The organism is Cupriavidus campinensis (genome assembly GCF_905397395.1).
In the GTDB taxonomy this organism is placed as follows: Bacteria; Pseudomonadota; Gammaproteobacteria; order Burkholderiales; family Burkholderiaceae; genus Cupriavidus; species Cupriavidus campinensis.
Map to the genome: position 1 here is coordinate 96,265 of NZ_CAJPVH010000007.1, position 26,411 is coordinate 122,675.

General features: G+C 66.9%; 25 protein-coding genes and 1 tRNA gene. 18 read left to right on the forward strand and 8 right to left on the reverse strand.

The annotated features are described in order from the left end of the window. Window positions 1-77 precede the first annotated feature (77 nt). Window positions 78-1,448: a YihY family inner membrane protein gene (locus KHO18_RS06840; protein ID WP_144195914.1), complete on the forward strand. Its 1,371-nt coding sequence runs from the start codon at window positions 78-80 to the stop codon at window positions 1,446-1,448. Between the two features lie 25 nt (window positions 1,449-1,473). On the opposite strand, the gene KHO18_RS06845 is transcribed toward KHO18_RS06840, so the two are convergent. From KHO18_RS06845 to KHO18_RS06855, 3 genes are read right to left on the reverse strand one after another with little or no spacing between them, the layout of a single operon-like run. Then, on the reverse strand, window positions 1,474-1,791 hold the full coding sequence (locus KHO18_RS06845; protein WP_211942938.1) for an Mpo1-like protein: 318 nt from the start codon (window positions 1,789-1,791) through the stop codon (window positions 1,474-1,476). 36 nt (window positions 1,792-1,827) lie between these two features. After that, window positions 1,828-2,652: an alpha/beta fold hydrolase gene (locus tag KHO18_RS06850; RefSeq protein ID WP_211942939.1), complete on the reverse strand. Its 825-nt coding sequence runs from the start codon at window positions 2,650-2,652 to the stop codon at window positions 1,828-1,830. Continuing rightward, window positions 2,652-3,953 (reverse strand): O-acetylhomoserine aminocarboxypropyltransferase, encoded by a 1,302-nt coding sequence (locus KHO18_RS06855; RefSeq protein WP_144195908.1) that lies wholly within the window; start codon window positions 3,951-3,953, stop codon window positions 2,652-2,654. The genes KHO18_RS06850 and KHO18_RS06855 overlap by 1 nt, the downstream gene beginning before the upstream one ends. Window positions 3,954-4,177: 224 nt before the next feature. Between KHO18_RS06855 and KHO18_RS06860 the strand changes: the two genes are divergently transcribed. The 5 genes from KHO18_RS06860 to KHO18_RS06880 all read left to right on the forward strand — a co-directional run bounded on the left by KHO18_RS06860 (window position 4,178) and on the right by KHO18_RS06880 (window position 9,880). Then, a complete protein-coding gene (locus tag KHO18_RS06860; RefSeq protein ID WP_092292758.1) occupies window positions 4,178-4,624 on the forward strand; it encodes a CBS domain-containing protein in 447 nt (148 codons plus the stop codon). A 178-nt stretch (window positions 4,625-4,802) separates the two neighbouring features. Further along, on the forward strand, window positions 4,803-6,722 hold the full coding sequence (locus KHO18_RS06865; RefSeq protein ID WP_144195906.1) for an MFS transporter: 1,920 nt from the start codon (window positions 4,803-4,805) through the stop codon (window positions 6,720-6,722). A 13-nt stretch (window positions 6,723-6,735) separates the two neighbouring features. Further along, complete coding sequence (locus tag KHO18_RS06870; RefSeq protein ID WP_211942940.1) at window positions 6,736-7,512, forward strand: glutathione S-transferase C-terminal domain-containing protein; 777 nt, start codon at window positions 6,736-6,738, stop codon at window positions 7,510-7,512. 30 nt (window positions 7,513-7,542) lie between these two features. After that, window positions 7,543-8,664 carry a chorismate synthase gene (aroC, locus tag KHO18_RS06875; RefSeq protein WP_144195902.1) on the forward strand — a complete coding sequence of 374 codons (1,122 nt, stop codon included), beginning with the start codon at window positions 7,543-7,545 and terminating at the stop codon, window positions 8,662-8,664. Between the two features lies 1 nt (window position 8,665). Continuing rightward, entirely contained in the window at window positions 8,666-9,880 is a 1,215-nt protein-coding gene (locus KHO18_RS06880; protein ID WP_244844595.1) for an MFS transporter, read from the forward strand. Between the two features lie 24 nt (window positions 9,881-9,904). Here KHO18_RS06880 and KHO18_RS06885 read toward each other — a convergent pair whose 3' ends face one another. Beyond that, window positions 9,905-11,008 (reverse strand): NAD(P)/FAD-dependent oxidoreductase, encoded by a 1,104-nt coding sequence (locus KHO18_RS06885; RefSeq protein ID WP_144195898.1) that lies wholly within the window; start codon window positions 11,006-11,008, stop codon window positions 9,905-9,907. A gap of 42 nt (window positions 11,009-11,050) precedes the next feature. Further along, the gene (locus tag KHO18_RS06890; RefSeq protein WP_144195896.1) at window positions 11,051-11,752 is read right to left on the reverse strand and encodes a FadR/GntR family transcriptional regulator; all 702 of its coding nucleotides are present in this window, start codon (window positions 11,750-11,752) and stop codon (window positions 11,051-11,053) included. Window positions 11,753-11,941: 189 nt separating this feature from the next. Here KHO18_RS06890 and KHO18_RS06895 point away from each other — a divergent pair, with 189 nt between their 5' ends. Further along, entirely contained in the window at window positions 11,942-12,895 is a 954-nt protein-coding gene (locus tag KHO18_RS06895) for a flagellar brake protein (protein WP_211942942.1), read from the forward strand. Window positions 12,896-12,994: 99 nt separating this feature from the next. Here the strand turns inward: KHO18_RS06895 and KHO18_RS06900 are convergent, their stop codons facing one another. Next, complete coding sequence (locus tag KHO18_RS06900) at window positions 12,995-14,674, reverse strand: electron transfer flavoprotein-ubiquinone oxidoreductase (protein WP_144195892.1); 1,680 nt, start codon at window positions 14,672-14,674, stop codon at window positions 12,995-12,997. 311 nt (window positions 14,675-14,985) lie between these two features. On the opposite strand from KHO18_RS06900, the gene KHO18_RS06905 reads away from it, so the two are divergent. From KHO18_RS06905 to KHO18_RS06925, 5 genes are all read left to right on the forward strand, one after another. Continuing rightward, entirely contained in the window at window positions 14,986-15,771 is a 786-nt protein-coding gene (locus tag KHO18_RS06905; RefSeq protein WP_144195890.1) for an SDR family oxidoreductase, read from the forward strand. A 288-nt stretch (window positions 15,772-16,059) separates the two neighbouring features. Then, window positions 16,060-16,653: a TRAP transporter small permease gene (locus tag KHO18_RS06910; RefSeq protein WP_211942943.1), complete on the forward strand. Its 594-nt coding sequence runs from the start codon at window positions 16,060-16,062 to the stop codon at window positions 16,651-16,653. Then, window positions 16,650-17,954, forward strand: a complete 1,305-nt coding sequence (locus tag KHO18_RS06915; protein WP_144195886.1) for a TRAP transporter large permease — start codon at window positions 16,650-16,652, stop codon at window positions 17,952-17,954. The genes KHO18_RS06910 and KHO18_RS06915 overlap by 4 nt, the downstream gene beginning before the upstream one ends. A gap of 37 nt (window positions 17,955-17,991) precedes the next feature. After that, window positions 17,992-19,020, forward strand: a complete 1,029-nt coding sequence (locus tag KHO18_RS06920) for a DctP family TRAP transporter solute-binding subunit (protein WP_144195884.1) — start codon at window positions 17,992-17,994, stop codon at window positions 19,018-19,020. A gap of 22 nt (window positions 19,021-19,042) precedes the next feature. After that, window positions 19,043-19,441 carry an acyl-CoA thioesterase gene (locus tag KHO18_RS06925; RefSeq protein WP_211942944.1) on the forward strand — a complete coding sequence of 133 codons (399 nt, stop codon included), beginning with the start codon at window positions 19,043-19,045 and terminating at the stop codon, window positions 19,439-19,441. Window positions 19,442-19,462: 21 nt separating this feature from the next. Here KHO18_RS06925 and KHO18_RS06930 read toward each other — a convergent pair whose 3' ends face one another. Further along, window positions 19,463-20,008 (reverse strand): PAS and helix-turn-helix domain-containing protein, encoded by a 546-nt coding sequence (locus tag KHO18_RS06930; RefSeq protein ID WP_144195880.1) that lies wholly within the window; start codon window positions 20,006-20,008, stop codon window positions 19,463-19,465. Window positions 20,009-20,219: 211 nt separating this feature from the next. On the opposite strand from KHO18_RS06930, the gene KHO18_RS06935 reads away from it, so the two are divergent. Together KHO18_RS06935 and KHO18_RS06940 are read left to right on the forward strand one after the other, a co-directional pair. Beyond that, window positions 20,220-20,918 (forward strand): CoA transferase subunit A, encoded by a 699-nt coding sequence (locus KHO18_RS06935; RefSeq protein ID WP_144195878.1) that lies wholly within the window; start codon window positions 20,220-20,222, stop codon window positions 20,916-20,918. A gap of 11 nt (window positions 20,919-20,929) precedes the next feature. Next, window positions 20,930-21,568, forward strand: a complete 639-nt coding sequence (locus KHO18_RS06940; RefSeq protein ID WP_144195876.1) for a CoA transferase subunit B — start codon at window positions 20,930-20,932, stop codon at window positions 21,566-21,568. Window positions 21,569-21,662: 94 nt separating this feature from the next. Here KHO18_RS06940 and KHO18_RS06945 read toward each other — a convergent pair whose 3' ends face one another. Beyond that, window positions 21,663-22,439 carry a 3-hydroxybutyrate dehydrogenase gene (locus KHO18_RS06945; protein WP_211942945.1) on the reverse strand — a complete coding sequence of 259 codons (777 nt, stop codon included), beginning with the start codon at window positions 22,437-22,439 and terminating at the stop codon, window positions 21,663-21,665. Between the two features lie 173 nt (window positions 22,440-22,612). Here KHO18_RS06945 and KHO18_RS06950 point away from each other — a divergent pair, with 173 nt between their 5' ends. The 4 genes from KHO18_RS06950 (at window position 22,613) to KHO18_RS06965 (ending at window position 26,242) form a co-directional block, all read left to right on the forward strand. Next, window positions 22,613-23,494: an alpha/beta fold hydrolase gene (locus KHO18_RS06950; protein ID WP_144195873.1), complete on the forward strand. Its 882-nt coding sequence runs from the start codon at window positions 22,613-22,615 to the stop codon at window positions 23,492-23,494. Window positions 23,495-23,533: 39 nt separating this feature from the next. After that, window positions 23,534-23,896: a RidA family protein gene (locus KHO18_RS06955; RefSeq protein ID WP_144195871.1), complete on the forward strand. Its 363-nt coding sequence runs from the start codon at window positions 23,534-23,536 to the stop codon at window positions 23,894-23,896. Between the two features lie 16 nt (window positions 23,897-23,912). Continuing rightward, window positions 23,913-26,144, forward strand: coding sequence for a RelA/SpoT family protein (locus KHO18_RS06960; RefSeq protein WP_144195869.1), 2,232 nt, complete (start codon window positions 23,913-23,915; stop codon window positions 26,142-26,144). Between the two features lie 21 nt (window positions 26,145-26,165). Further along, window positions 26,166-26,242, forward strand: a tRNA-Val gene (locus KHO18_RS06965). The last annotated feature ends 169 nt before the right edge of the window (window positions 26,243-26,411 follow it).

A 26,411-nucleotide genomic window follows, 5' to 3' on the forward strand; every position in this document is an offset into this window, starting at 1 on the left:
CGGCCCGGACCGGCACCGCGAAACAATGCGCGTATTATAGTTGGGCCCCGCTATAAGACTCAGGAGCTAGCCCCCGCATGACCGCCGCACGTATCGCCCGCCTGCGCAGGGAGTGGAATTTGCAGAAGGTGCGCGCGCTTGCGCGCTACGCCTTGCGCCGCGCCGGCGAGGACCGCCTGCCCCAGGTATCCGCCAGCCTGACCTTCACCACCGTGCTGGCCGTGGTGCCGGTGCTGACCGTGGCGTTCGCGCTGCTGGCCGCATTTCCGGTGTTCCGGGACTTCCGGGGCCAGATCGAGTCCTTCCTGTTCCAGAACCTGATTCCGGGCGGCAATATCAGCGATTCGGTCTCGCGCTACCTCGGCCAGTTCGCCAAGAGCGCGCGCGGGCTGACCGCGCTGGGTCTGGCGGGCCTGATGGTGACCTCGGTGCTGACCATGCTGACCGTGGAAGACGCGCTGAACGCCATCTGGCGCGTCAAGCGGCGCCGGCCGCTGGCGCAGCGGGTGCTCGTGTTCTGGGCCGTGCTGACGCTGGGCCCGGTGCTGATCGGCGCCAGTCTCTCGGTCAGTTCCTACCTGATTTCGGTGTCGATGGGCTACGTGGGATCCATGCCGATGGGTATGGGGCTGATGGTCAGCACCGTGCCGGTGATGCTCTCGGCGCTGGCCTTCGCCTTCCTCTATATGGCCGTGCCGTACGCCTATGTGGACTGGCGCGATGCCATCGTGGCCGGTGTGGTGGCCGCCGTGGCCTTCGAGGTGGCCAAGCGCGTGTTCGGCTACTTCATCACCCATATTCCGACCTACACGGCGGTCTACGGCACCTTCGCGGTGCTGCCGCTGTTCCTGCTGTGGATGTACGTGAGCTGGCTGGTCACGCTGCTCGGGGCGACCATCGCCGCCAACCTGCCCGTGATCCGGGAAGGCCACTGGCGCCGCCGCACCTTCGCCGGCAGCGAGTTCTTCGACGCGCTGGGTATCCTGCTGCTGCTCTACCGTGCCCGGGACGAGGTGCCGCGCAGCGTGGGCGAACTCGACATGGGCCGCAAGCTACGGATGGAGGCCGACTATCTGGCCAGCCTGCTGGCCAAGCTCAAGACCCTGCACCTGGTGGGCAAGCTCCAGCAGGATCGCGGGCAGGCGCACTGGGCGCTGCTCTGCGACCCGTCGCAGGTGACGCTGCGCACGCTGTACGACCGCCTTGTGCTGAACCTGGCACGCCTGCCGCGCACGGCGCTGGCGCAGCAACTGCAGGGCGTGGACCTGCTCCGGTCGATGCTCGACAACCCCCAGCTGGACCAGCCGCTCGAGGCCGTGTTCCGCCAGCAGTTGCTGACGCCGGCCGCCAACGAGGCGCCGGGAGCCAGCGGCGATACCGGGGACGAAGGCGGCCCGCAGCGCCGCACGCTCGAGGTGGTGCCGCCCGGCTGGCACGGGCAGGTCTGACCCCGGCGCGCGGGCCAGTTCCCGGCTAGAACGGAATCCGCCCGCGCAGGATGTCCGCGTACATCACCCAATCGCCCATCAGGCTGTAGAACGGGTGCCGGAACGTAGCGGGCCGGTTCTTCTCGAACCCGAAGTGGCCCACCCAGGCAAACGCATAGCCGGACACCACTGCACCCAGCAGCCACCACGCGTTGCCGGTAACCACCAGCGCCGCCAGACAGGCCAGCGCCAGCGTCGAGCCTGCGAAATGGAGCCGGCGGCAGGTCCGGTCCCGGTGCTCGTTCAGGTAATACGGATAGAACGCGGCAAAGCTCTCGAATTCGCGGCTGTGGGTTTGCGCCATGGTCGTCTCCGGGTTCGGTGTTGTTATGGTTCCAGTCTAGGTGCTCGCCACGACCTTGCGCGCGAAGGCGGCCAGCGTATCGAGCACCTCGTCCGGCTTCTCGCCCATCATCGCGTGGCCGCTCGGCACCGTGACCAGGGTGGCGTTGCGCATCCGGCCAGCCAGCGCCTGCGCGGCTTTCGGCGACGTCATCATGTCCTTCGACCCCATCACGAACACCGCCGGGCAGGTCACGGCGGCGGCCGCTTCCTCGCCGTGCGCGTAGGCGTTGCAGGCCGAGAAATCGTTGTGGAACACGTGCGCGCCCGGGTTGCGCGCCGCCACGCGCTCCATCAGCCGCTGGCTGCCGCCATGCATCCAGGCGCCGGGCCCGGGGGATGACGGCTTGCTGGCGAGGCTGGAGATCGACCACTGGTTGACCATCGCGATGGCCTCGTCCTCGCGGTGGAGTGCGGCATCGAGCAGGGCATCAGACACCTTCATCGGATAGGCCGTGGCCAGCAGCCCGATGGCGCGCACGGCCTCGGGGTGACGCACAGCGCACTCCAGGGCGATCAACGATCCCATGCTGTGGCCGAAGACCAGCGCTGGCACCTTGACGCCGGCGGCGGCTACCAGCGCCATGACCCAGTCGGCCATGTCTTCCACGCGGGTCAGCGGGGCGCCCTGGCTGCGGTTGTGGCCGGGCAGGTCCACCGCCAGCACGCCAAAGCCATGGCTGGCGAACCAGCGTGTCTGGAGCGCCCAGACGCTGTGGTCGTTCTGCGCGCCGTGCACGAACACGGCGCAGGGCAGGGCGGCATCGAACGGCTTGCCGCCGGTATAGGCATAGGCCGGGTGGCCCGAGACGGTCAGTTCCATCAGGCTTTTCCTCCCATGGCTTTCTCGGCAGCCTTCAGGCCGCGCTTCAGGTCGTCGATCAGGTCATCCGGGTCTTCGATCCCGATCGACAGCCGGATCGTGCCCTCGCCGATGCCGGCCGCGCGCAGGGCGTCGGCATCCATGCGGAAGTGTGTCGTGGAGGCGGGATGGATCACCAGCGAGCGCGCATCGCCAACATTGGCGAGGTGCGAGAACAGCGTCAGGTTTTCGATGAAGCGCTGGCCGGCCGCGCGGTTCGCCTTGAGGTTGAAGCTGAACACTGCCCCGCAGCCGCGCGGCAGCAGTCGCTTGGCCAGCGCGTGGTCGGGGTGGGACTCCAGCTCCGGATAGGCCACCGACTCGACCATCGCGTGCCCGGCCAGGAACTGCACCACGCGGCGGGTGTTGTCCACGTGCCGGCTCATGCGCAGCGGCAGTGTCTCGATGCCCTGGAGCAGTTGCCACGCCGCCATCGGGTTCATGCAGGCGCCGAAGTCGCGCAGGCCCTCGCGCCGGGCGCGCAGCAGGAACGGCGCCACGGTGCTTTCCTCGGTAAACACCATGTTGTGGAAGCCCGGATAGGGCTCCGACAGCTCCGGAAAACGCCCCGAAGCCTCGAAATCGAACGTGCCGCCTTCGGACAGCACGCCGCCGATCGTCGTGCCATGCCCACCCAGGAACTTGGTGGCCGAGTGGTACAGCAGGCCGGCGCCATGGTCGAACGGGCGCAGCAGGTAGGGCGTGGTGAAGGTGGAGTCGACCAGCAGCGGGATCTTGTGGTCCTGGCCGATCTGCGCCACGGTTTCGATGTCGAGCACGTCGAGGCCCGGGTTGCCCAGTGTCTCGCCGAACAGCAGCCGCGTCTCGGGGCGGATGGCGGCGCGCCAGGCGTCGATGTCGCGCGGATTGACGAAAGTGGTCTCGATGCCGAAGCGCCGCAGCGTGTAGTGCAACAGATTGTGCGAGCCGCCATAGAGCGCCGTGGACGCCACGATATGGGAGCCGGCGCCCATCAGCGTGGCCACGGCCAGGTGCAGCGCGGCCTGGCCGGATGCCGTGGCGATGGCCCCGGCGCCGTTCTCCAGGGCCGCCACGCGCTCCTCGAACACCGCCACGGTGGGGTTGCTGATGCGGGAATACACGTGCCCGGCGCGCTCCATATTGAATAGCGACGCGGCGTGCTCGCTGTCCCGGAACACGAAGGAGGTGGTCAGGTGGATCGGTGTGGCGCGGGCCCCGGTGGCGGGGTCCGGGGCGGCGCCGGCGTGCAGGGCCAGCGTGTCGAATCGGGTACCGGACATGGTGAGTTCGCTTGTAGTGGCTGTTGTGGGCGGCAGGTTGTCTCCGTCCGGCATCGTAGCACCGTGCGCCGCCCTGGCAATGGGGAGGATTCTGAAAACGCAATGAGACTGGCTGAGACTTGCCGCCTTTACGAGAGACGGCGGTTTGGGTAGGATCGCCGCATCGGCCAACTCTGGCCACAGACCAGAACCAGCCTAGACACCCGGGCAGCGGAGACACCACCATGAAAGTCAGCGACATCCTGCAGATCAAGGGCAACACGCTCTACACCGTCACGCCGGATGCGTCCCTGCTGGTGGCCATCAACACCATGGCCGAGCACGACATCGGCTCGCTGGTGGTCATGGAATACGGCGATCTGGTCGGCATGCTGACCTTCCGGGAGCTGATCGAGACGCTGGCGGCCAACCACGGCACGCTCGGCACGCACAGCATCCGCAAGGTCATGGACGATGCGCCGCTGACCTGCACGCCGGAAACGGACGTCAACGAGGTGCGCCGCATGATGCTGGAGCGCCACACCCGCTACCTGCCGGTGCTCGACAACCGCACGCTGATGGGCGTGATCTCGTTCTACGATGTGGCCAAGGCGGTGGTGGAAGAGCAGGGGTTCGAGAACCGCATGCTCAAGGCCTATATCCGCGACTGGCCCGAGGAAAAGACTGACTGAAACCCGACGGAAGCCCGACTGAACGCGGCGGGGCCCGGGCGGGCGGGGCCGGGGGCGATTTAACAGAAGTTTTATTGCCTGCACTCCAGACTGTTGGCATGATGGCGGCGAACTGATGCCCCGGCGGGTTCCGGGGTCCACGAAGTCCGCCGAGCGACCTCCGCCCGCTTCCGTCTGCATGAGCCAACACAGCCCGCAAAGCCAGCACAGTCAGTTTCGCCTGTTGCGCGAACGCCGTTTCGCGCCGTTCTTCTGGACCCAGTTCCTCGGGGCCATGAACGACAACGTCTTCAAGGTCGCCTTCACCTCGCTGGTGACCTATCACACGGCCCTGTTCGACGGCGTCGATGCGCGCAGCGCGGCGTTCCTGATCTCGGCCATCTTCATCGCACCCTTCGTCCTGTTTTCCGCCACCAGCGGCCAGATTGCCGACAAGATCGAGAAATCGCGGCTGATCCGGCTCGTGAAGTCGCTCGAGATCGCCATCATGGTGCTGGGGCTGGCCGGGTTTGCCTGGCACAGTGCGCCGCTGTTGTACTTTGGTACATTCCTGATGGGCCTGCACTCCACGCTATTCGGCCCGGTGAAGTTCGCGTACCTGCCGCAGCACCTGGACCAGCAGGAACTGGTGGGCGGAAACGGGCTGGTGGAAATGGGCACCTTCGTCGCCATCCTGATCGGCACGCTGATCGGCGGGGAATTGGCCGGGGTGATGCGCGACGGCGCCGTGGTGGGGCCGCTCTACGTGGGCATCGCCTGCGTGGTGATCGCCGTGGCGGGGCGGGTGGTGTCGCAGGGCGTGCCGGTTTCGCCGCCGCCCCAGCCGGACCTGCGCATCAACTGGAATCCGCTGACCGAGACGTGGCGCAACCTGATGCTCGCGCGCGAGCGGCGGGTGGTGTTCCTGAGCCTGCTCGGCATTTCCTGGCTCTGGTTCCTTGGCGCCACGTTCCTGACGGCCTTCTTCAGCTTTGCCCGGGACGTGCTCGGCGGGGACCAGAACGTGGTCACGCTGCTGCTGGCGATGTTCTCGATCGGCATCGGCGTGGGGTCCCTGCTGTGCGAGCGGCTGTCGGGGCGCACCGTGGAGATCGGCCTCGTGCCGTTTGGCTCCATCGGCATGACCGTGTTCGCCGTGGACCTGTACCTGGCCACCCACGGCCAGTCGGCCGGCGCCACGCTGAGCGGCATCGGCGGCTTCCTGGACGATCCGCGCCACTGGCGCGTGCTGGCGGACCTGTTCCTGCTGGCCATGTTCGGCGGCTTCTACAGCGTGCCGCTGTATGCGCTGATCCAGAGCCGCTGCGTGCCCACGCACCGGGCGCGGATCATTGCGGCGAACAACATCCTGAACAGCTTCTTCATGATCGCGGCGTCGCTGCTCGGCGTGGGCATGGCGCTGGCTGGCTACAGCATCCCGCAGCTGTTCCTGGTGGTGGGGCTGCTCAATGCCGTGGTGGCCCTCTATATCTATACGCTGGTGCCTGAGTTCCTGCTGCGCTTCATCGCCTGGATTCTGGTCCATACGATCTACCGGCTGCGCCGCATCAACGCCGACCGGATTCCCGAGCAGGGCCCGGCCGTGCTGGTCTGCAACCACGTGAGCTTTGCCGACGCCGTGGTGCTGATGGCAGCCAGCCCGCGCCCGGTGCGCTTTGTGATGGATCACCGGATCTTCAAGGTGCCTCTGCTGTCGTGGTTCTTCCGGCAGGCCAAGGCGATTCCGATCGCGCCAGCGCACGAGGACCCGAAGATGCTCCAGCGCGCCTACGACGCCGTGGCCGCCGCGCTCGAGGACGGCGACCTTGTCTGCATCTTCCCCGAAGGCAAGATCACGGCCACCGGTGAGATCAACCCGTTCAAGGGCGGTGTGCAGCAGATCATCCGCCGCACGCCGGTGCCCGTGGTGCCGATGGCGCTGCGCGGGCTGTGGGGCAGCTTCTTCTCTCGCAAGGGCGGAGTGGCCATGTCGCGCCCGTTCCGGCGCGGCATCCTGAGCCGGCTCGAACTCGTGGTGGGGGAACCCGTGGCGCCCGAGGCCGCATCGGCGGAAGGGCTCCAGCAGATGGTGCTGGCCTTGCGGGGCGACTGGAAATAAGCGAACTACGACAATGATCACGCTCTATACCTTCGGCCCAGCCTTTGGCCTGCCGGATGCCAGCCCGTTCGTCATGAAGGCCGAACTGCTGCTGAAGCTGGCAGGGCTGCCGTACCGTACGTTGCCAGGCGACCTGCGCCGCGCGCCCAAGGGCAAGCTGCCCTACCTCGACGACATGGGGCGCATCGTCGCGGATTCGACGATGATCCGCTGGCATATCGAGAAGACCTATCACGTGGACTTCGACGCGGGGCTGTCCGAGGCCGAGCGCGGCGTGGCCTGGGCGGTGGAAAAGCTCATGGAGGACAACCTCTACTGGGCCGTGGCGCGGGTGCGCTGGCTGGACGATGCCAATTTCGAGCGCGGCCCGGCCCAGTTCTTCCAGCGCGTGCCGGCGCCGGTGCGCGGGATCGTGACCACGCTGGTCAAGCGGCGCGTACGCCAGATGCTCTGGGCGCAGGGCCTGGGCCGGCATTCGGACGAAGAGGCTGCGGCGATGGCGATCCACGGCGTGACGGCCATCGCCAACATCCTGGGTGACAAGCCCTATCTGATGGGCGATGCGCCATGCGGCGCCGACGCCACCTTGTTCGCGTTCAGCGCCAGCCTGCTCAGCCCCGTGTTCGAGACGCCGATCCGTACCGCGGCGGCGGCGCACGCCAATCTGGCCGCCTATCTGGCGCGGATGCGCGCGCGTTTCTATCCCGATTTCGTGGGCAGCGGGGTGTTCGCGCCGGTGTCCGAAACCCAGGCGGTGCCGACGGTGGCCGCCAATGGCCTTACAATGTAGGCCGTCCCCAATTCCAGCGCGGTTTCCATCATGTCCGGCAATACCCTCGGCCTGCTCTTCACAGTCACCACGTTCGGCGAATCGCACGGGCCCGCGATTGGCGCGGTGGTCGACGGCTGCCCGCCGGGCCTTGCCCTGACGGAAGCCGATATCCAGGGCGACCTGGACCGCCGTAAGCCCGGCACCTCACGCCACGTGACGCAGCGTCAGGAGGCCGACCAGGTGGAAATCCTCTCTGGCGTGTTCGAGGGCAAGACCACGGGCACCCCGATCTGCCTGCTGATCCGTAATACCGACCAGCGCAGCAAGGACTACGGCAATATCGTCGAGACCTTCCGGCCCGGCCACGCCGACTACACCTACTGGCACAAGTACGGCATCCGCGACTATCGCGGCGGTGGCCGTTCGTCGGCGCGGCTGACCGCCCCCGTGGTAGCGGCGGCGGCCGTGGCCAAGAAATGGCTGCGCGAGCAGTACGGCACCGAGATCCGCGGGTACATGTCGCAGCTCGGCGAGGTGGAAGTGCCGTTCCAGGACTGGAAGCACGTGCCCGAGAACCCCTTCTTCGCGCCCAATGTGGACATCGTGCCGGAACTCGAAACCTATATGGATGCCCTGCGCCGCGACGGTGACTCCGTCGGCGCGCGTATCGAGGTGGTGGCCAGCGGCGTGCCAGTAGGCCTGGGCGAGCCGCTGTTCGACAAGCTCGACGCAGATATCGCCCACGCGATGATGGGCATCAACGCGGTCAAGGGCGTCGAGATCGGCGCCGGCTTCGCCAGCGTGGCCCAGCGCGGCAGCGACCATGGCGACGAACTGACCGCCGACGGCTTCCGGTCGAACAATTCTGGCGGCATGCTCGGCGGCATCTCCACCGGGCAGGACATCACCGTGTCCCTGGCCATCAAGCCGACGTCGAGCATCCGCACGCCGCGCGAGTCGATCGACAAGGCCGGCCAGCAGGCCACGGTGGAGACGTTTGGCCGCCATGACCCGTGCGTGGGCATCCGTGCCACGCCGATTGCCGAGGCGATGCTGGCGCTGGTGCTGATGGATCACGCGCTGCGCCACCGCGCCCAGTGCGGCGATGTGCGCGTGGAGACGCCGCGCATTGCGGCGCAGCTGCCGACCCAGACCCCCGACCAGTCCTGACTTGGGCCGCGCCCCGGCTGACGCCGCCCCGGAGCGCGCCTTCGTGCCGGGGTCGATCGACCCGGCCACCTATCTTCGCTTCGGGCTGTTCTATCTCGGCTACTACGCCTATGTAGGCGTCATCTCGCCGTACGTCAGCCTGTTCTTCTCGGACCGTGGCTTCTCGCCGGTGCAGATCGGCGTGCTGATGGCGTGCTTCCAGTTGAGCCGCATCGTCGGCCCCTACCTCTGGGGCTGGCTGTCCGATGTCCTCCATACGCGCGTGCGGCTGCTGCGGCTGGCCGCTGTCTCGGCGTTGCTGGCCTTCCTGATGGTGCCCGGCGTGCACAGCTACGGCGGCATGATGGCGATGATGATCGGGCTCAACCTGATCACCAGCGCGATGTCGCCGCTGGGCGATGCGCTGACCATTTCCACGCTGCGCCGCCACGGCGCCTTCGACCACCGCTACGGCCGCGTGCGGATGTTCGGCTCGGTCGGGTTTATCGGCGCCGTGCTGGCAGGCGGCGCGCTGTTCGAGCATTTCGGCATGGTCGCCTTCCCGTGGCTGGCCAGCGCCACGCTGGCGCTGTTCGCCATCGTGGTGATGGGCATGCGCGATGCGCCCGACGAGGGCCCCCGCGTGCGTCCACCGCCCGCGCTGCCGCTGCTGCGGCGGCCGGATGTGGCGTGGTTCCTCGGCTCGGCCTTCCTGATGATGTTCGCGCACGCCGCGCTCTACGTCTTCTATTCGCTCTATCTGGCGCAACTGGGCTACAGCAAGCTCGCCATCGGGGCGATGTGGACGATCGGCGTGGTGGCGGAGATCGTGTTCTTCTTCTATCAGGGCCGGTTGTTCGCGCGGCTGGCGCTGCGTACGATCCTGGCCGGCACCTTCGTGCTGGCGGCGATTCGCTTCGGCATGACCGGCTACTTCGGTCAGTATGTGTGGCTGATGGCCGTCGTGCAGGTGCTCCACGCCGCGACCTTCGCCGCGCACCACAGCGCCAGCCTCAAGCGGCTCCAGCACTGGTTCGCCGGCCCGCTGCAGGGGCGGGGGCAGGCGCTCTACACCGGCATATCGTATGGCGTGGGCGGCACATTGGGCGGTTTGGCGATGGGCTGGACCTGGAAGACGCTGACGCCATCACACACCTTCGGGCTGGCCGCAGCGGCGGCGTTGGCCGGGGCCTGCTGCGCCGCGCTGAGTTTTCGCGGCGAGCGGGCGCCAGCCTGAGCTGGCCCGCGTTCGCCCGAACTTTCAGGCCAGCAACTGCGTGACCCGCTCGGCAATCGCCAGCGACGAGGTCAGCCCCGGTGATTCGATCCCGAACAGGTTCACCAGCCCCGGCACACCATGCGTGGCCGGGCCGTCGATGCGGAAATCGGCCGCCACCTCGGTCGGGCCGCTGATTTTCGGGCGGATGCCGGCGTAGCCCGGTTGCAGCGCGCCATCGGCCAGCCCGGGCCAGTAGCGGCGCACCTCGTCATAGAAACTGTCGGCATCGTTCGGCGGCACGCTGTATTCGATCTCGTCGATCCAGCGCACATTGGGGCCAAAGCGCGCCTGCCCGCCGAGATCCAGCGTCAGGTGTACGCCCAGCCCGGCCGCCTCCGGCACGGGATAGATCAGCCGCGAGAACGGCGCGCGCCCGGACAGCGTGAAATAGCAGCCCTTGGCGAAGTACTGTTGCGGGATGTGCCCGGCCGGGATGCCGTCGATGCGCCGCGCCAGGTCCGGCGCGGTCAGGCCAGCCGAATTGACCACGGTGCGTGCCAGCAGGGTAGTCGCACCGTCCGCCGCATCCACTTCCAGCCGGATGCCATCGGCGGTCACCGCGCCCGTGCGGACCGGCGACTGCACGGCCAGCATCGCGCCGGCGTTCTCGGCATCGCCCAGCAGCGCGGTCATCAGGCCATGGCTGTCGATGATGCCGGTGGAGGGCGAGAGCAGCGCGGCATGGCATTCGAGCTGCGGCTCCAGTGCGCGCGCCGCGTCGCGGCTCAGCAGCGCCATGTCGTGCACGCCGTTGGCCTCGGCCTTGGCGCGGATGCCTTCGAGCGTGGCCACCTGCGCGGCGCTCGTCGCCACGATCAGCTTGCCGCAACGCTGGTGCGGCACATGGTGGGAGGCGCAGAAGTCGTACAACATCGCCTTGCCGCGCACGCACAGTTCCGCCTTGAGCGAGCCCTTCGGATAGTAGATGCCGGCATGGATCACCTCGCTGTTACGCGCGCTGGTGATGGTGCCGAACGCGTTCTCGGCCTCGAGGATGATGACTTCGCGGCCCTGCAGCGCCAGCGCGCGCGCCACGGCCAGCCCGACCACGCCAGCGCCGATCACGACGCAATCCACTTGTTCCATGTGAGGGTCTCCTTGGTGTCTTGTCTCGGAATGTCTTGAAATTCAGGCCAGGCCCATGCGGGCGGCGGCTGCGGTCAGGTGCGCACGGGCCGCGGCGCGCGCGGCGGCCGGGTCGCCGGCGGCGATGGCTTCGACCAGCGCGGCATGCTCGGCATCGGCGGCACGCGGCGTGCCCTGCGTGGCGGCAAGGCGCGCGCTGTTCTCCCACGCATGTTGGCGCGCCACCAGCAACTGCTGGCTGACGAAATCGGTCAGGCCGGTGAAGCAGGGGTTGTGCGTGGCGTGGGCGATGGCGTGATGGAAGGCGATGTCGGCCGCCGCCGCACTCGGGAAGTCGGTGGCATGGGCGGCCATCGCGGCCAGTGCGGCCCGGATGGCGGCGAGGTCGGCGGCGGTGCGGCGCATGGCGGCCATCTCGGCGCAGGCGGTCTCCACCACGCGGCGCAGCTCGAACAACTGCGCCAGTGTCGGGCCCCCATCAGGCTGGCTCGCCACGCGCCAGACCTGGCCGCCCGGCGTCTCGGATACATAGGCGCCGGAGCCCTTGCGGGTGACGACTACGCCATCCGCCTTCAGCAGCGCGATAGCCTCGCGGACGATGGGCCGGCTTACCTCGAAGTTTTCGGCCAGCGCCGATTCGGCGGGCAGGCGCGCGCCGGCGGCGAAACGGCCGGCGGCGATGTCATCGCGCAGCGTCTGGGCGAGGCGGCTGGCAAGCGAGGCGGGGCGGGACAAGGGGTCCATTGGGATGGGGGCGGGCGCAGAAGGTGTCAGGCTGTCTGACAGCTTTTATCGATTTGGCTGATTCTGGCGGCTCCGCCGTCCAGCGTCAAGCCGGGTTTGCGCGAGTTTTACAATTTCTGCCCCGGAGGAGGGGTCAAGCTTGGCGGCTGGCGGTCGATAGTGACTGATTACATCGTGGAGACTCAGGCCATGATCCAACTTTCTCCGCAAGACCTGCCCGTCGGCCAGCCATTGCCCTGGTCGCTACATGACGGTGAAGGCAACCTCGTGCTCGGCAGCGGCAGTGTCATCCCGGACGCGCGCGACCTTGCGCTGGTCTTTCGCCACGGCACGGTCTGCCGTCCCGACGACATGCCAGAAGCCGGCAACGAAGCCGATGGCACCGGCCTGGCGCGGCTCGCCGCCGGCCCGCTCGGCTTGCAGGTGGGCACGCTGCTGCATGTGAAAACGCCCGGCGATGCCTCGCGCGCCGCCGCCAGCCGCCTGATCGGCTTTATCGATCAGGGCCTGTTCGTGACCTGGCCCACGCTTGGCGGCCGGGATCTGGCCGTGCAGGCCGGCGAGACCGTGCTGCTGCGCGGCTTCTCGGGGCAGGCGATCCACAGTTTCACCTCGACGATCACGGCCGTGTGCCGCAGCCCGTTCCGCTACCTGGTGCTGTCCGCGCCAGCGCAGACCGATCAAATGCCTGTGCGCAGCGCTGCCCGCGTGCCGACGCGGCTGGCTGCGTATCTGGTGGAAAACGGCGTGGGGGAGGCGGGTGCGCCGTCGATGGACAGCGCACCGGAAATGGCCGCCGACAGCGCCTCGAATAGCACGCCCGACGTAGACACTCACGTGGCCAGCGGTCTGGCGCGGCTTGGCCTGCTGTCCGACCTGAGCACGGGCGGGGCGCTGGTGCAGACCTCGCATCCGGCGCCGCCGGTGGGCCGGAAGGTGCGGCTGAGCTTCCAGTTGCGCACGGCGTCGCTCGACGCCGAGGTCATTGTCGATGGCTGGGTACGCAGCGCGCCGTCCGCATCGGAAGACGACGAGTTTCCGGCCTTTGGCGTCGCCTTCGACGCGCTGGGCGAACGCGAGCTGACCTTGCTCCAGTGCTTTATCTACGAGCAGTTGCTGACCAGCACGCGCCTGCAGGTTTGACCTCCGGTTGCCGATCGATCGGCAATCGTGTCGCCATGAAAAAAGCCGGCCACTGGCCGGCTTTCCTCCGCTCAGGCCCGCATCGCTGCGCGGCCTGGCTTACATCCCTACGTAGTTCGGACCGCCCGGGCCTTCCGGCGTGACCCACACGATGTTCTGCGTCGGGTCCTTGATGTCGCAGGTCTTGCAGTGCACGCAGTTCTGCGCGTTGATCTGCAGGCGCTCCTTGCCTTCATCGTTCTGCACGAACTCGTACACGCCAGCCGGGCAGTAGCGGCTTTCGGGGCCGGCGTACTTTTCCCAGTTGATGTCCACCGGCACGCTCGGGTCCTTGAGCGTCAGGTGGGCCGGCTGGTTTTCCTCGTGGTTCGTGTTGCTGATGAACACCGAGGACAGGCGGTCGAACGTGAGCTTGCCGTCCGGCTTCGGATACTCGATCTTCGGGCAGTCCGCGGCCGGCTTCAGGTAGACGTGGTCCGGCTTCTCGCGGTGGATGGTCCACGGCGGGTTGCGGATGCCGAGCTTCGGCAGCAGCCATTGCTCGATGCCGGTCATCAGCGTGGCCGTGGTGCGGCCCTTCTTGAACCACTGCTTGAAGTTCTTGGCCTGCAGCAGTTCCTTGTGGAGCCAGCTGGCTTCGAATGCGGCCGGGTAGGCGGTCAGCTCGTCGTGCTGGCGGCCGGCCTGGAGGGCGTCGTAGGCGGCTTCGGCGGCCATCATGCCGGTCTTGATCGCGGCGTGGCTGCCCTTGATGCGCGAGGCGTTCAGGTAGCCCGCGTCGCAGCCCACCAGCGCGCCGCCCGGGAATACCGTCTTCGGCAGCGACAGCAGGCCGCCGGCCGTGATGGCGCGCGCGCCGTAGCCGATGCGCTTGCCGCCTTCGAAATACGTGCGGATCTCCGGGTGCGTCTTGAAGCGCTGGAATTCCTCGAACGGCGACAGCCACGGGTTGGTGTAGTCCAGACCGACCACGAAGCCCACGGCCACCTTGTTGTCCTCCATGTGATAGAGGAAGGAGCCGCCGTAGGTGGCGGGGTCGAGCGGCCAGCCAGCCGTGTGGACCACCAGGCCCGGCTGGTGCTTGGCCGGGTCGATTTCCCAGAGTTCCTTCAGGCCGATACCGTAGCTCTGCGGGTCCTTGCCGGCATCGAGCTGGTACTTGGCAATCAGCTGCTTGCCGAGGTGGCCGCGCGCGCCTTCGGCGAAGATCGTGTACTTGGCGTGCAGCTCCATGCCGAGCTGGAAGTTCTCGGTCGGCTCGCCTTCCTTGTTGATGCCGAGGTTGCCGGTGGCCACGCCCTTGACCGAGCCGTCATCGTTGTAGAGGACTTCGGCGGCCGGGAAGCCCGGGAAGATCTCCACGCCCAGCGCCTCGGCCTGCTGGCCGAGCCAGCGCACGAAGTTCGACAGGCTGACGATGTAGTTGCCTTCGTTGTGGAAGCACTCGGGCAGCAGCGGGGCGCCCTTGGAGCCGGTGTCGTTGAGGAACAGGAACTTGTCCTCGGTGACCGGCTGGTTCAGCGGTGCGCCCAGCTCTTTCCAGTTCGGGAACAGTTCGTTGAGCGCGCGCGGGTCCATGATGGCGCCCGAGAGAATGTGCGCGCCCGGCTCGGAGCCTTTCTCCAGCACGCACACGTTGACGTCGCCGCCTTTCTCCGCCGCCAGCTGCTTCAGGCGGATGGCCGTGGCCAGGCCGCCAGGGCCGCCGCCGACGATGACGACGTCGTACTCCATGGCTTCGCGTGGGCCGAATTGCTCCAGGAGTTGTTGCTGATCCATTGTCTCTAACCCTCTGTTTCTTCTGGGCGGCAATACTGCCGCAGGCTTGCAGCCCGTGATCCGGCAAGGCGGTGGGGGAGCTGCGATTGTGGAGATCTGTGAGGGCCCCGGCCAGGATCTAGGCGTTTTTCCTCTTTCCCTTTAGGGGCCAAGTTCTTAGAATCTCCGGCATTGTCCGGGACTCGACACCCTCAGGCAAGATATTTTTTGGAACGACCGTTCTTTTTTTTGGTATGCTGCCTTTCGCCCAGCAGATGGGGCCTGGCGGCACGCATCGGGCCTCGGCCGGATGCCTCCACACCGAGGTAATTATGGGTTTGTCGATCAATCTGGAAGGCAAGGTCGCGCTGGTGACCGGTGCCTCGAGCGGGCTGGGCACGCGCTTCGCTCACGTTCTGGCCGCCGCTGGCGCCAAGGTGGTTCTGGCCTCGCGCCGCACCGAGCGCCTCAAGGAATTGCGTGCCTCGATCGAGGCCGATGGCGGTAGCGCCCACGTGGTGCGGCTCGACGTGACCGACCCGGACAGCATCCGCTCCGCCGTGGCGCATGCCGAGACCGAGGCCGGCGCCATCGATATCCTCGTCAACAATTCGGGCGTCTCCACCACGCAGAAGCTGACCGACGTGACGGCCGAGGACTTCGATTTCGTCTTCGATACCAACACACGCGGCGCGTTCTTCGTGGCCCAGGAAGTGGCCAAGCGCATGATTGCGCGGGCCAAGGGCGCCGAGAAGCAGGGCAATCCGCTGCCGCAGGCGCGCATCATCAATATCGCGTCGGTGGCTGGGCTGAAGGTGCTGTCGCAGATCGGCGTGTACTGCATGAGCAAGGCCGCCGTGGTCCATATGACCAAGGCGATGGCGCTGGAGTGGGCGCGCCATGGCATCAATACCAATGCGATCTGCCCCGGCTATATCGACACCGACATCAACCATCATCACTGGGAAAGCGAGGCGGGCCAGAAGCTGATCCAGATGCTGCCGCGCAAGCGGCTCGGCCAGCCGGAAGACCTCGACGGCCTGCTGCTGCTGCTGGCGTCCGATGCCTCGCGTTTCATCAATGGTGCGGTGGTCACGGCGGACGACGGCATGGTCTGAGCATCGGTTGAGCGTGGTCTGGGCGTGGTCCGAGGCCGCGCTCCAGCGACAAGAATTGCCGAATACCGCACAATCCTGATGCCTGCCCCGCAACGCGCCACAAGCGCGGCGAGGCGGGCGCGTGGGCGAGCAGGGCTTATCCGGTCCCCTGCGCGTCCAAAGTTGTGCCGCGAGAGGCCAGAGTTGGCATAATCGCCGCTGGCTTCGCATGAAGTCCTTACATAAATAATCAGAAATATGCCGCAGCGGCCGCAATGGCCCGACGGCCCGGACCGGAGGCCGGGGGAGATGGTGCAAGACAATGAGGCACGGCGCGACGCCGTGCCGCAACACGTCGTGGATTCGGTGGTCATTCCCGAAGCCGCCGACGAAGCCCGCGACAGTGAATTCCGCATTTCGCCGCGTATCGAGGACTGGATTGGCGTGATCGTCATGGTGCTGCTGGTGGCCATTACGTTCGCCAACGTGGTGGTCCGCTACTTCACCGACGAATCGTTCGCCTGGACCGAGGAGTTCTCGGTCTTCCTGATGATCGTGCTGGCGCTGGTCGCCGGCAGCGCCGCCGTGGCGCGCGACCGCAATATCCGCATCGAGTTCTTCTTCGAACGGGGCAGCGCCGCGCGGCAGAAGCGGCTGGCCATCGTCTCCGCGCTGGGCGTGGCGGTGATGTTCCTGGCGCTGGCGGTGCTCGGCGTGCGGATTACCTGGGATGAATACGCGTTCGGCGAGACCTCGCCCGGCATTGGCGTGCCGAGCTGGTGGTACTCGATCTGGCTGCCCGTGCTGTCCGCGGCGATCGTGCTGCGCGCGCTGGCGCTGGCCTGGCGCAATGTCCGCGCGCTGCGGGCGCTTAGCGAGCAGGGCGGGGAGGGCGTGCAATGACGCTCGTCGCCATTATCCTGTTCGTGGTCTTTATCGGCCTGATGCTGCTGGGCGTGCCGATTGGCGTGTCGCTGGGGCTGGGCGGGCTGGTTGCCATCGGCTTGTCCAACCTCGACACCCAGATGTTCGGCCTGCTGGCCGTGCCGCAGAACTTCTACGCTGGCCTGGCCAAATACCCGCTGCTGGCGATTCCGATGTTCGTGCTGGTGGGGTCGATTTTCGACCGCTCCGGCGTGGCGGCGCGGCTGGTGACCTTCGCGATTGCCGTGGTGGGGCGTGGCCCGGGCATGCTGCCGCTGGTGGCGATTCTCGTGGCGATGTTCCTCGGCGGCATCTCGGGCTCGGGCCCGGCCAACGCGGCGGCCGTGGGTGGCGTGATGATCGCGGCGATGTCGCGCGCGGGCTATCCGCCGGCGTACAGCGCGTCCGTGGTCGGCGCGGCGGCGGCTACCGACATCCTGATCCCGCCATCGGTCGCCTTCATTATCTATAGCGTGCTGGTGCCGGGCGCATCGGTGCCGGCGCTGTTCGCGGCGGGCATGATTCCGGGCCTGCTGGCCGGCGTGGCGCTGATCGTGCCGGCCGTGTGGCTGGCGCGCAAGCACAACATGGGGCATATCGAGGCCGGGCTGCCGCGCCCGCCGTTCTGGAAGAGCCTGCGCGAAGCGGCCTGGGGGCTGGTGGCGCCGTTCCTGATCCTCGGCGGCATGCGTGCCGGCTGGTTCACCCCGACCGAGGCCGCCGTGGTGGCCGTGGTCTACGGGCTGTTCGTCGGCATGGTGATCTACCGCAGCATCGGCCTGCGCGACCTGTTCGTGATCTTCCAGGAAGCGGCCGAGACCTCGGCGGTGATCCTGCTCGTGGTGGCGCTCGCGGGCATCTTCGCCTACGCGCTGTCCACGCTCGGCGTGATCGACCCGCTGGCCCATGCCATCGCCAATTCCGGCCTGGGCGAGTACGGCGTGCTGGCGCTGATCGTGCTGCTGCTGATGACGGTGGGCATGTTCCTGGACGGCATCTCGATCTTCCTGATCTTCGTGCCGCTGCTGCTGCCCATCTCCAACGCCTTCCACTGGAACCCGGTGTGGTTCGGGGTGGTGCTGACGCTCAAGGTGGCGCTGGGCCAGTTCACCCCGCCGCTGGCCGTGAACCTGATGGTGTCGTGCCGGATTGCCCGCGTGCGCATGGAAGAAACCGTGCCCTGGGTGATCTGGATGCTGCTGGCCATGTTCGTCGCCATGCTGATGGTGCTGGCCTTCCCGCCGCTGGCCACGTGGCTGCCCGACTACCTGGGCTATTGATCGAAATCAAACTAGAAACCGACGAGGAGATTCCCGCATGAAACGCCGTGCCCTGATGTTGTCCGTAGCCGCCACGATTGCCGCCGCCGCCCTGGCGCCGGCCGGTGCGATGGCCCAGAGCTACAAGTCCGAGTACAAGATGTCGCTGGTGCTGGGCCCCGCGTTCCCCTGGGGCAAGGGCGGCGAGATCTGGGCCGACCTGGTGCGCCAGCGCACCAGCGGCCGCATCAATATCAAGCTGTATCCGGGCACCTCGCTGGTGGCCGGCGACCAGACGCGCGAGTTCTCGGCCATCCGCCAGGGTGTGATCGACATGGCCGTGGGCTCCACGATCAACTGGTCGCCGCAGGTGAAGGAGCTGAACCTGTTCTCGCTGCCGTTCCTGATGCCCGACTACAAGGCGCTGGACGCGCTGACGCAGGGCGAAGTCGGCAAGTCGATGTTCGCCACGCTGGAGAAGGCCGGCGTGGTGCCGCTGGCCTGGGGCGAGAACGGCTTCCGCGAGGTGTCCAACTCCAAGCGCGAGATCCGCAAGCCGGAAGACCTCAAGGGCCTGAAGCTGCGCGTGGTGGGCTCGCCGCTGTACATCGAGACCTTCAACGCGCTGGGCGCCAACCCCACGCAGATGAGCTGGGCCGATGCGCAGCCGGCGATGGCCTCGGGCGCGGTGGACGGCCAGGAGAACCCGCAGAGCGTGTTCGCCGCCGCCAAGCTGTACACGGTGGGCCAGAAGTACGTGACCACCTGGGGCTACGTGGCCGATCCGCTGATCTTCGTGGTCAACAAGCAGATCTGGGAGTCGTGGACGCCGGCTGACCGCGAGATCGTGAAGCAGGCCGCCATCGACGCTGGCAAGCAGGAAATCGCACTGGCCCGCAAGGGCCTGGTGGAACCCGGCGCGCCGGCGTGGAAGGAGATGGAGCAGCACGGCGTGAAGGTGACGCAGCTGAGCCCGGCCGAGCACGACGCGTTCCGCAAGGCCACGGTCAAGGTCTACGACAAGTGGAAGAAGCAGATCGGCTCGGACCTCGTCGCCAAGGCGGAGACGGCGATTTCCAAGCGATAAACGAGTGCGTCCGGGATTTGCAATGAAACACGTCTTCACCTGCGTCATGCCCATCCGCTGGGGCGACATGGACGCCATGGGCCATGTCAACAACACGGTCTACTTCCAGTATCTGGAGCAGGCGCGGATCGAGTGGTTCCGGTCGATCGGCCGGAACGGCAAGGATGAGAGCGGCCAGGGGCCGGTCATCATCAACGCTCACATGACATTTTTGAAACAATTGCGATTCCCGGGCGACATCGAGCTGCGCGTCTACGCGGGCCAGGTTGGCCGCACGAGCTTCGAGACGCGTATCGAGATCCGCCGCACGGACCTGCCCGACGTGATCTGGGCCGAGGGCGGCGCCAAGGTGGTGTGGAGCGATTACGCGGCGGAGAAGTCCGTTCCGGTGCCCGAGGCCATCCGGGCGCTGATCGCCTGATCCGGCGGGGTGCAACGCCCCCTAGTGATTCACCAGCCGCTGCACCAGGTCCACCGCCGTGTGGGCGCCGTACTTCTTCATCAGCCGCGCGCGGTAGATGTCCACCGTGCGCGGGCTGATCGACAGCAGCTTGCCGATTTCCTTGCTGGTCTTGCCGTCCACCAGCTGCGCGGCGATGTCCCGCTCGCGCGCCGTCAGGTCGGCCGTGACCGGCCGCTTCTGCGACAAATCCTCGAAGGTCCAGATTCCTGCCCCAAGCGGCTCGCGCCGGTCCAGCGCGCGGCCGGTGACGTGGCACCAGAACAGTTCCCCGTCGGCCCGCTTCATAATCCGTTCGTCCGAATACATGCCCTTGGTGTTCATGATCGGCACGATGCGGGCGCCGGTGCGCTCGAACTCGTCGGCGGTGGGGTAGAGCACCTGGAAGGACTCGCCCACCAGCGCGTCGCGCGTGGTGTGGAAGATCCGGCAGACCTCGTCGTTACAGTCCTCGATCACGCGCGCGCGTGACAGCACCAGCCCCACCGGGGCGAGCTGGAAGGCGGTCTGGTAGTCGATGGGGGGCATTGTCCCTTATGTACTTTTACGTAATGGCGCTGGCGGCACCCGTTGACGTATGCTTGCGGTCGGCAGCGGATGCCAGCCAGTCACCCGGCTGACAGCCGATTGTACCGTTACAATTTCCCGGCGTGGCGCCTGGCGCCCGTGGGACCAAAATGCCGAGGGACCGCCCCCATCCGGGGAGAATCCCCGCCGGACTACCGAGGAAGGAGCAAACATGAACAAGGTCTACGCCAGCGCCGCGGAGGCGCTCGCGGGCGTCGTGCGCGACGGCCAGACGATCGCCGTGGGCGGTTTCGGCCTGTGCGGCATCCCCGAGGCGCTGATCGCCGCCCTGCGCGACAGCGGCGCCAAGCAACTTACCTGCATCTCGAACAACGCCGGCGTGGACGGCTTCGGCCTGGGCCTGCTGCTGGCCACGCGCCAGATCAGCAAGATGATCTCGTCGTACGTGGGCGAGAACAAGGAGTTCGAGCGCCAGTACCTGGCCGGTGAACTGGAGCTGGAATTCACGCCGCAGGGCACCCTGGCGGAGAAGCTGCGCGCCGGCGGCGCCGGCATTCCCGCCTTCTTCACCAAGACCGGCGTGGGCACCATCGTGGCCGACGGCAAGGAAATCCGCGAATTCGACGGCCAGCAGTACGTCATGGAGCGTTCGCTGACCGCCGACGTGGCACTGGTCAAGGCCTACAAGGCCGACAAGGCCGGCAACCTGGTCTTCCGCCGCACCGCGCGCAACTTCAACCCGATGTGCGCGATGGCCGGCAAGATCACCGTGGCCGAGGTCGAGGAAATCGTCGAAGTGGGCGAGATCGACCCGGACGACGTGCACCTCGCCGGCATCTTCGTGCAGCGTCTGGTGCTGAACGCCACCCCCGAAAAACGCATCGAACAGCGCACCGTGCGTGCCAAGTAAGGAGAGACATCATGGCATGGACACGTGACGAAATGGCCGCGCGCGCGGCCCGCGAACTCCAGGACGGCTTCTACGTGAACCTCGGCATCGGCCTGCCGACGCTGGTGGCCAACCACGTGCCGGAAGGCATGGAGGTCTGGCTCCAGTCCGAGAACGGCCTGCTCGGTATCGGCCCCTTCCCGACCGAGGAAGAGGTGGACGCCGACATGATCAATGCCGGCAAGCAGACCGTGACCACGCTGGCGGGTTCGTCGATCTTCTCTTCGGCGGACTCGTTCGCGATGATCCGCGGCGGTCACATCAACCTGGCCATCCTGGGCGCGATGCAGGTCAGCCAGCGCGGCGACCTGGCCAACTGGATGATCCCGGGCAAGATGGTCAAGGGCATGGGCGGCGCGATGGACCTCGTGGCCGGCGTCGGCCGCGTGGTGGTGCTGATGGAACACACCGCCAAGAAGAAGGATGGCACCGAGGACATCAAGATCATGGCCGACTGCAACCTGCCGCTGACCGGCGTGGGCGTGGTCAACCGCATCATCACCGACCTCGGCGTGATCGACGTGACCTCCGATGGCCTGAAACTCGTGGAAACGGCGCCCGGCGTCAGCCGCGAGGAAATCCAGGCAAAGACGGGCGCGACACTGCTGTAAGCGGATCGCCGCTTACGCGGTTGAAAGCCTGAAAGCCAAAACCCCCGCCAGCGCAAGCCGGCGGGGGTTTTTGTCTTGGGGCGGGGCTTTGGCCTTACTGGGCCACCCAGCCGCCGTCCATGTTCCAGATCGCGCCGCGCACCTGGCGGGCGGCTTCACTGGAGAGGAACACGGCCAGCGCGCCCAGTTCCTCGGGCGTCACGAACTCGCCGGACGGCTGCTTTTCGATCACCAGTTCGCGCTTGGCCTGCTCGACCGGAATGCCGTCGCGCTGCGCGCGCGCTTCCACCTGCTTCTGCACCAGCGGCGTCAGCACCCAGCCCGGGCAGATCGCGTTGGCCGTCACGCCGGTCTGCGCGGTTTCCAGCGCGGTGACCTTGGTGAAGCCGACAATGCCGTGCTTGGCGGCCACGTAGGCGGACTTTTCCGCCGACGCCACCAGCCCGTGCGTGGAAGCCACGTTGATGATCCGACCCCAGTTCTTGGCCTTCATCGACGGCAGCGCGAGCCGCGTCGTGTGGAAGGCGGAGGTCAGGTTGATGGCGATGATCGCGTCCCACTTGTCCGTCGGAAATTCTTCAATTTTCGCGACAAACTGGATGCCGGCGTTGTTGACGAGGATGTCCACGCCGCCGAAGTCGCGCTCGGCGTAGCGCATCATGTCCTCGATCTCGGCGGCGCGGCTCATGTCCGCGGCGTGGTAACCCACCTGGATGCCGCCGCCAGCGCGCGCGATCTCGGCCTTTGCGCCGTCCACGTCACCAAAACCGTTGGCGATGATGTTGGCGCCCTGCGCGGCCAGTGCCTGCGCGATGCCGAGTCCGATCCCACTGGTCGAGCCAGTCACCAGTGCCGTCTTGCCTTTGAGCATGTAAGCCTCCGTCGGGAGTAGGGGGGTGATGTGCTGTGGCATTGTACTCGCAGGGCGTACAATCCTGCTTTGCCCAAACGCCCGGAATCTTCCGGAGCGTGGTCGTAATTCGCTGAGAATTGCGGCCAGCATGCGCCCCCGAAACGCAGTCCCCACCCTCGCAGGGAGTTCAGATGTCTTCCAGCCCGCGCCTCGGCTTCGTTCAGTGCATCAGTCCCGCCGGCCTGCATCGCATGGCCTATCACGAGTGGGGCGACCCGGCCAATCCGCGCGTGCTGATGTGCGTGCATGGCCTGACCCGCACCGGGCGCGACTTCGATACCGTGGCGCGTGCCCTGTCCGGCGACTATCGCGTGATCTGCCCTGACGTGGCGGGGCGCGGGCGCTCGGAGTGGCTGGCCGATCCGCGCCGCTACATCGTGCCGCAATATGTCTCGGACATGGTCACGCTGATCGCACGGCTCAACGTGGAGCAGGTGGACTGGTTCGGCACGTCGATGGGCGGGCTGATCGGCATGGGGCTGGCGAGCCTGCCAAAATCGCCGATCCGCAAGCTGCTGCTCAATGACGTCGGCCCCCGGCTGGCCCCGCAGGCGGTGGAGCGCATCGGCGCCTACCTTGGGCTGCCGGTGCGCTTCAAGACCTTCGAGGAAGGGCTGGCCTACCTCCAGACCATCAGTGCTTCGTTCGGCCGGCACACGCCCGAGCAGTGGCGCGAGCTGAACGGCGCGATCCTGAAGCCGGTGCAGGCCGCCGAGGGCATGGAATGGGGGTTGCATTACGATCCTGCGCTGGCCGTGCCGTTCAAGGAGACCACGCCCGAGATGGTGCAGGCCGGCGAGGCCGCGCTCTGGGCGATGTTCGCGGCCATCCAGGGCCCGACGCTGGTGGTGCGCGGCGCGCAGTCCGATCTGCTGCTGCGCGAGACCATGGCCGAGATGCAGGCGCGTGGCAAACAGGTTTCCACGGTGGAAGTCCCCGATGTGGGGCATGCACCGACATTTATCGATCCGGCCCAGGTGGCCATCGCCCGGGACTTCTTCCTGGGCACGTGAGGCCGCGCCGGATCCCATCCCGAAATCAATGGAATTGCGATGAGTACCAATGCCCTGAAGCGCGCCCATGTTGGCGCGCGCCTCTCCGAGTACGCGGTCTACAACGGCGTGGTCTATCTGGCCGGCCAGGTACCGGAAGTGGACCCCAAGGCAGACCTGCGCGGCCAGACGCGCGAGGTGCTGGGCCATATCGACCGCCTGCTGGCTGAGGCCGGCAGCGACAAGACGCGCATCCTGTCGTGCCAGATCTTCCTGACCGACGTGACCCGTATCGGCGAGATGAACGAGGTCTGGGATGCCTGGGTGCCGCAGGGCAACACGCCGCCGCGCGCCACCGTCGAGGCGAAGCTGGCCAATCCCGACTACCTGATCGAAGTGGTGGTGACGGCCGCGCTGCACTGATGGTGGATGGTTTGACATGGTGACGTCCACCGATCTCACGAGTCAGGTCGCAGGCGTGCCCGATGCCGGGCTGGTCGAGCGCGCGCTGGCGTTCGTGCGCGAGACCGCCGACGGGGCGCAGCCCGCGATGCTGCCCACCGGCGAGACCGTCCTGTCTCACGCCGAGGGGATGCTGCGCATCCTCGACGGCCTGCGCGTGGACGACGCCGCGCGCGCCGCGGCCTGCCTGTTCGCGATGGCGGCCTTCGTGCCGGACACCGAGCCGCAGATCGAGCCGCGCTTTGGCGAGGAAGTCGCGCGGCTGGTGAAGGGCGTGCGGCAGCTGCTGCGCATCGGTGCCATCGCGGTGTCGCAGACCGATGTCTCGGAATCGTCGAAATCCGAGGTCGCTGCCCGCCAGGAACAGGTGGAGGCGCTGCGCAAGATGCTGCTGGCCTTCGCCCAGGACATCCGCGTGGTGCTGGTGCGCCTGGCGTCACGGCTCCAGACGCTGCGCTGGCTCGCGCAGACCAAGAACATGCCGCTGCCGGGCGTGGCGCGCGAGACGCTGGATATCTACGCGCCACTGGCCAACCGGCTCGGGATCTGGCAGATGAAGTGGGAGCTGGAGGATCTCGCCTTCCGCTTCGAACAGCCGGATACCTACAAGCGCATCGCAAAACTGCTAGACGAGAAGCGGATCGAGCGCGAGAGCTATATCTCGCAGGCGATCGAGCGGCTGCAGTCGGAACTGGCCTCGGCCGGCATCCCCGCCGAGGTCACCGGCCGGCCCAAGCACATCTACAGCATCTGGAAGAAGATGCGCGGCAAGGAACTCGATTTCGCCGATTTGTACGATGTGCGCGCGTTCCGCGTGATCGTGGACGACATCAAGGATTGCTACACGGTCCTCGGCATCGTCCACCATATCTGGCAGCCGATTCCGCGCGAGTTCGACGACTACATCTCGCGGCCGAAGTCCAACGGCTACAAGTCCCTGCACACGGTGGTCATCGGCGACGATGGCCGCGCGTTCGAGGTGCAGATCCGCACGCAGGAGATGCACCACTTCGCCGAATACGGCGTGGCGGCGCACTGGCGCTACAAGGAAGCCGGCAGCAAGGGCTACAGCGGGCAGTTCTCGGCCAGCGAGCGCTACGACGAGAAGATCGCCTGGCTGCGCCAGTTGCTGGCGTGGAAGGACGATGCCGACCACTCGGTCGCGCACGAGGATTCGCCGTGGGAGCAGCTCAAGCATGCGGCCATCGACGACCATATCTATGTGCTGACCCCGCAGGCGCGCGTGGTAGCGATGCCGCAGGGCGCCACGCCGGTGGACTTCGCCTATTACCTGCATAGCGACCTCGGCCACCGCTGCCGTGGCGCGCGCGTGGACGGGGCGATGGTGCCGCTGAACACGCCGCTGCGGAACGGGCAGACCGTGGAGATCGTCGCGGTCAAGCAGGGCGGGCCGTCGCGCGACTGGCTCAATACGGAGCTGGGCTACCTCGCCAGCAGCCGCGCGCGGGCCAAGGTGCGCGCGTGGTTCAACGCGCTGGACTCGCAGGAGACCATCGCGCAGGGCCGGGCACTGATCGAAAAAACCTTGCAGCGCGAGGGCAAGACCGCGGTCAACCTCGACGACCTGGCCAGCCGGCTCCACTTCAAGACCCCGGACGAGCTGTTCGCGGCGGTGGCGAAGGAGGAGTTCAGCCTGCGCCATGTGGAGCATGCGCTGCGGCACCCGGAGGGCGAGGCGCAGCCACAGTTCAACGAGGAAGAAGCCGTCACCAAGAAGAGCCGCGCGACCAGCGTGGCGCGCGGCGCCAAGAGCGGCGTGCTGGTGGTGGGCGTGGACTCGTTGATGACGCAGATGTCCCGCTGCTGCAAGCCGGCGCCGCCGGACGAGATTGTTGGATTCGTCACGCGGGGGCGCGGCGTGTCGATCCATCGCCGCAATTGCCATACGTTCCAGCAACTGTCGTCGCGTGCGCCCGAACGCGTGATCCAGACGGCGTGGGGCAAGCGCAGCGACGCCGTGTACCCGGTGGACATCCACGTGGAAGCCGTGGACCGCCAGGGCCTGCTGCGCGACATCTCCGAAGTCCTCTCGCGCGAAAAGATCAACGTCACCGGCGTGAAGACGCTTTCGAGCAAGGGCGTAGCGCGGATGCAGTTCACGGCCGAGGTCTCGGAGGCCACGCAGTTGCAACGCGCGCTTTCCATCATCGAAGATGTACAAGGGGTGTTGCAGGCGAAAAGAAAGTGATGCTATACTTGCGGCTTCGCTAGGCTCGTAGCTCAGCTGGTTAGAGCACCACCTTGACATGGTGGGGGTCGTTGGTTCGAGTCCAATCGAGCCTACCAACGAATTGCAGTAAAGCAGTAAAAATACGTATTACCCCGTCGGCATCGAAGGCTGGCGTGACGGCAGATCCGATCGACTTCTACAGGCACGGAAACGCATCATGAACAAGACAACTCGAACTACTACCGCTGGTCAGCGACAGTAGTCGAGGTGCGCCTTCGCCCCGGG

Bases quoted from the DNA above. Each gene is read 5' to 3' on its own strand.
- KHO18_RS06840 (WP_144195914.1), top strand. From the start codon at position 78: ATGACCGCCGCACGTATCGCCCGCCTGCGCAGGGAGTGGAATTTGCAG.
- KHO18_RS06845 (WP_211942938.1), bottom strand. From the start codon at position 1,791: ATGGCGCAAACCCACAGCCGCGAATTCGAGAGCTTTGCCGCGTTCTAT.
- KHO18_RS06850 (WP_211942939.1), bottom strand. From the start codon at position 2,652: ATGGAACTGACCGTCTCGGGCCACCCGGCCTATGCCTATACCGGCGGC.
- KHO18_RS06855 (WP_144195908.1), bottom strand. From the start codon at position 3,953: ATGTCCGGTACCCGATTCGACACGCTGGCCCTGCACGCCGGCGCCGCC.
- KHO18_RS06860 (WP_092292758.1), top strand. From the start codon at position 4,178: ATGAAAGTCAGCGACATCCTGCAGATCAAGGGCAACACGCTCTACACC.
- KHO18_RS06865 (WP_144195906.1), top strand. From the start codon at position 4,803: ATGAGCCAACACAGCCCGCAAAGCCAGCACAGTCAGTTTCGCCTGTTG.
- KHO18_RS06870 (WP_211942940.1), top strand. From the start codon at position 6,736: ATGATCACGCTCTATACCTTCGGCCCAGCCTTTGGCCTGCCGGATGCC.
- aroC (WP_144195902.1), top strand. From the start codon at position 7,543: ATGTCCGGCAATACCCTCGGCCTGCTCTTCACAGTCACCACGTTCGGC.
- KHO18_RS06885 (WP_144195898.1), bottom strand. From the start codon at position 11,008: ATGGAACAAGTGGATTGCGTCGTGATCGGCGCTGGCGTGGTCGGGCTG.
- KHO18_RS06890 (WP_144195896.1), bottom strand. From the start codon at position 11,752: ATGGACCCCTTGTCCCGCCCCGCCTCGCTTGCCAGCCGCCTCGCCCAG.
- KHO18_RS06895 (WP_211942942.1), top strand. From the start codon at position 11,942: ATGATCCAACTTTCTCCGCAAGACCTGCCCGTCGGCCAGCCATTGCCC.
- KHO18_RS06900 (WP_144195892.1), bottom strand. From the start codon at position 14,674: ATGGATCAGCAACAACTCCTGGAGCAATTCGGCCCACGCGAAGCCATG.
- KHO18_RS06905 (WP_144195890.1), top strand. From the start codon at position 14,986: ATGGGTTTGTCGATCAATCTGGAAGGCAAGGTCGCGCTGGTGACCGGT.
- KHO18_RS06910 (WP_211942943.1), top strand. From the start codon at position 16,060: ATGGTGCAAGACAATGAGGCACGGCGCGACGCCGTGCCGCAACACGTC.
- KHO18_RS06915 (WP_144195886.1), top strand. From the start codon at position 16,650: ATGACGCTCGTCGCCATTATCCTGTTCGTGGTCTTTATCGGCCTGATG.
- KHO18_RS06920 (WP_144195884.1), top strand. From the start codon at position 17,992: ATGAAACGCCGTGCCCTGATGTTGTCCGTAGCCGCCACGATTGCCGCC.
- KHO18_RS06925 (WP_211942944.1), top strand. From the start codon at position 19,043: ATGAAACACGTCTTCACCTGCGTCATGCCCATCCGCTGGGGCGACATG.
- KHO18_RS06930 (WP_144195880.1), bottom strand. From the start codon at position 20,008: ATGCCCCCCATCGACTACCAGACCGCCTTCCAGCTCGCCCCGGTGGGG.
- KHO18_RS06935 (WP_144195878.1), top strand. From the start codon at position 20,220: ATGAACAAGGTCTACGCCAGCGCCGCGGAGGCGCTCGCGGGCGTCGTG.
- KHO18_RS06940 (WP_144195876.1), top strand. From the start codon at position 20,930: ATGGCATGGACACGTGACGAAATGGCCGCGCGCGCGGCCCGCGAACTC.
- KHO18_RS06945 (WP_211942945.1), bottom strand. From the start codon at position 22,439: ATGCTCAAAGGCAAGACGGCACTGGTGACTGGCTCGACCAGTGGGATC.
- KHO18_RS06950 (WP_144195873.1), top strand. From the start codon at position 22,613: ATGTCTTCCAGCCCGCGCCTCGGCTTCGTTCAGTGCATCAGTCCCGCC.
- KHO18_RS06955 (WP_144195871.1), top strand. From the start codon at position 23,534: ATGAGTACCAATGCCCTGAAGCGCGCCCATGTTGGCGCGCGCCTCTCC.
- KHO18_RS06960 (WP_144195869.1), top strand. From the start codon at position 23,913: ATGGTGACGTCCACCGATCTCACGAGTCAGGTCGCAGGCGTGCCCGAT.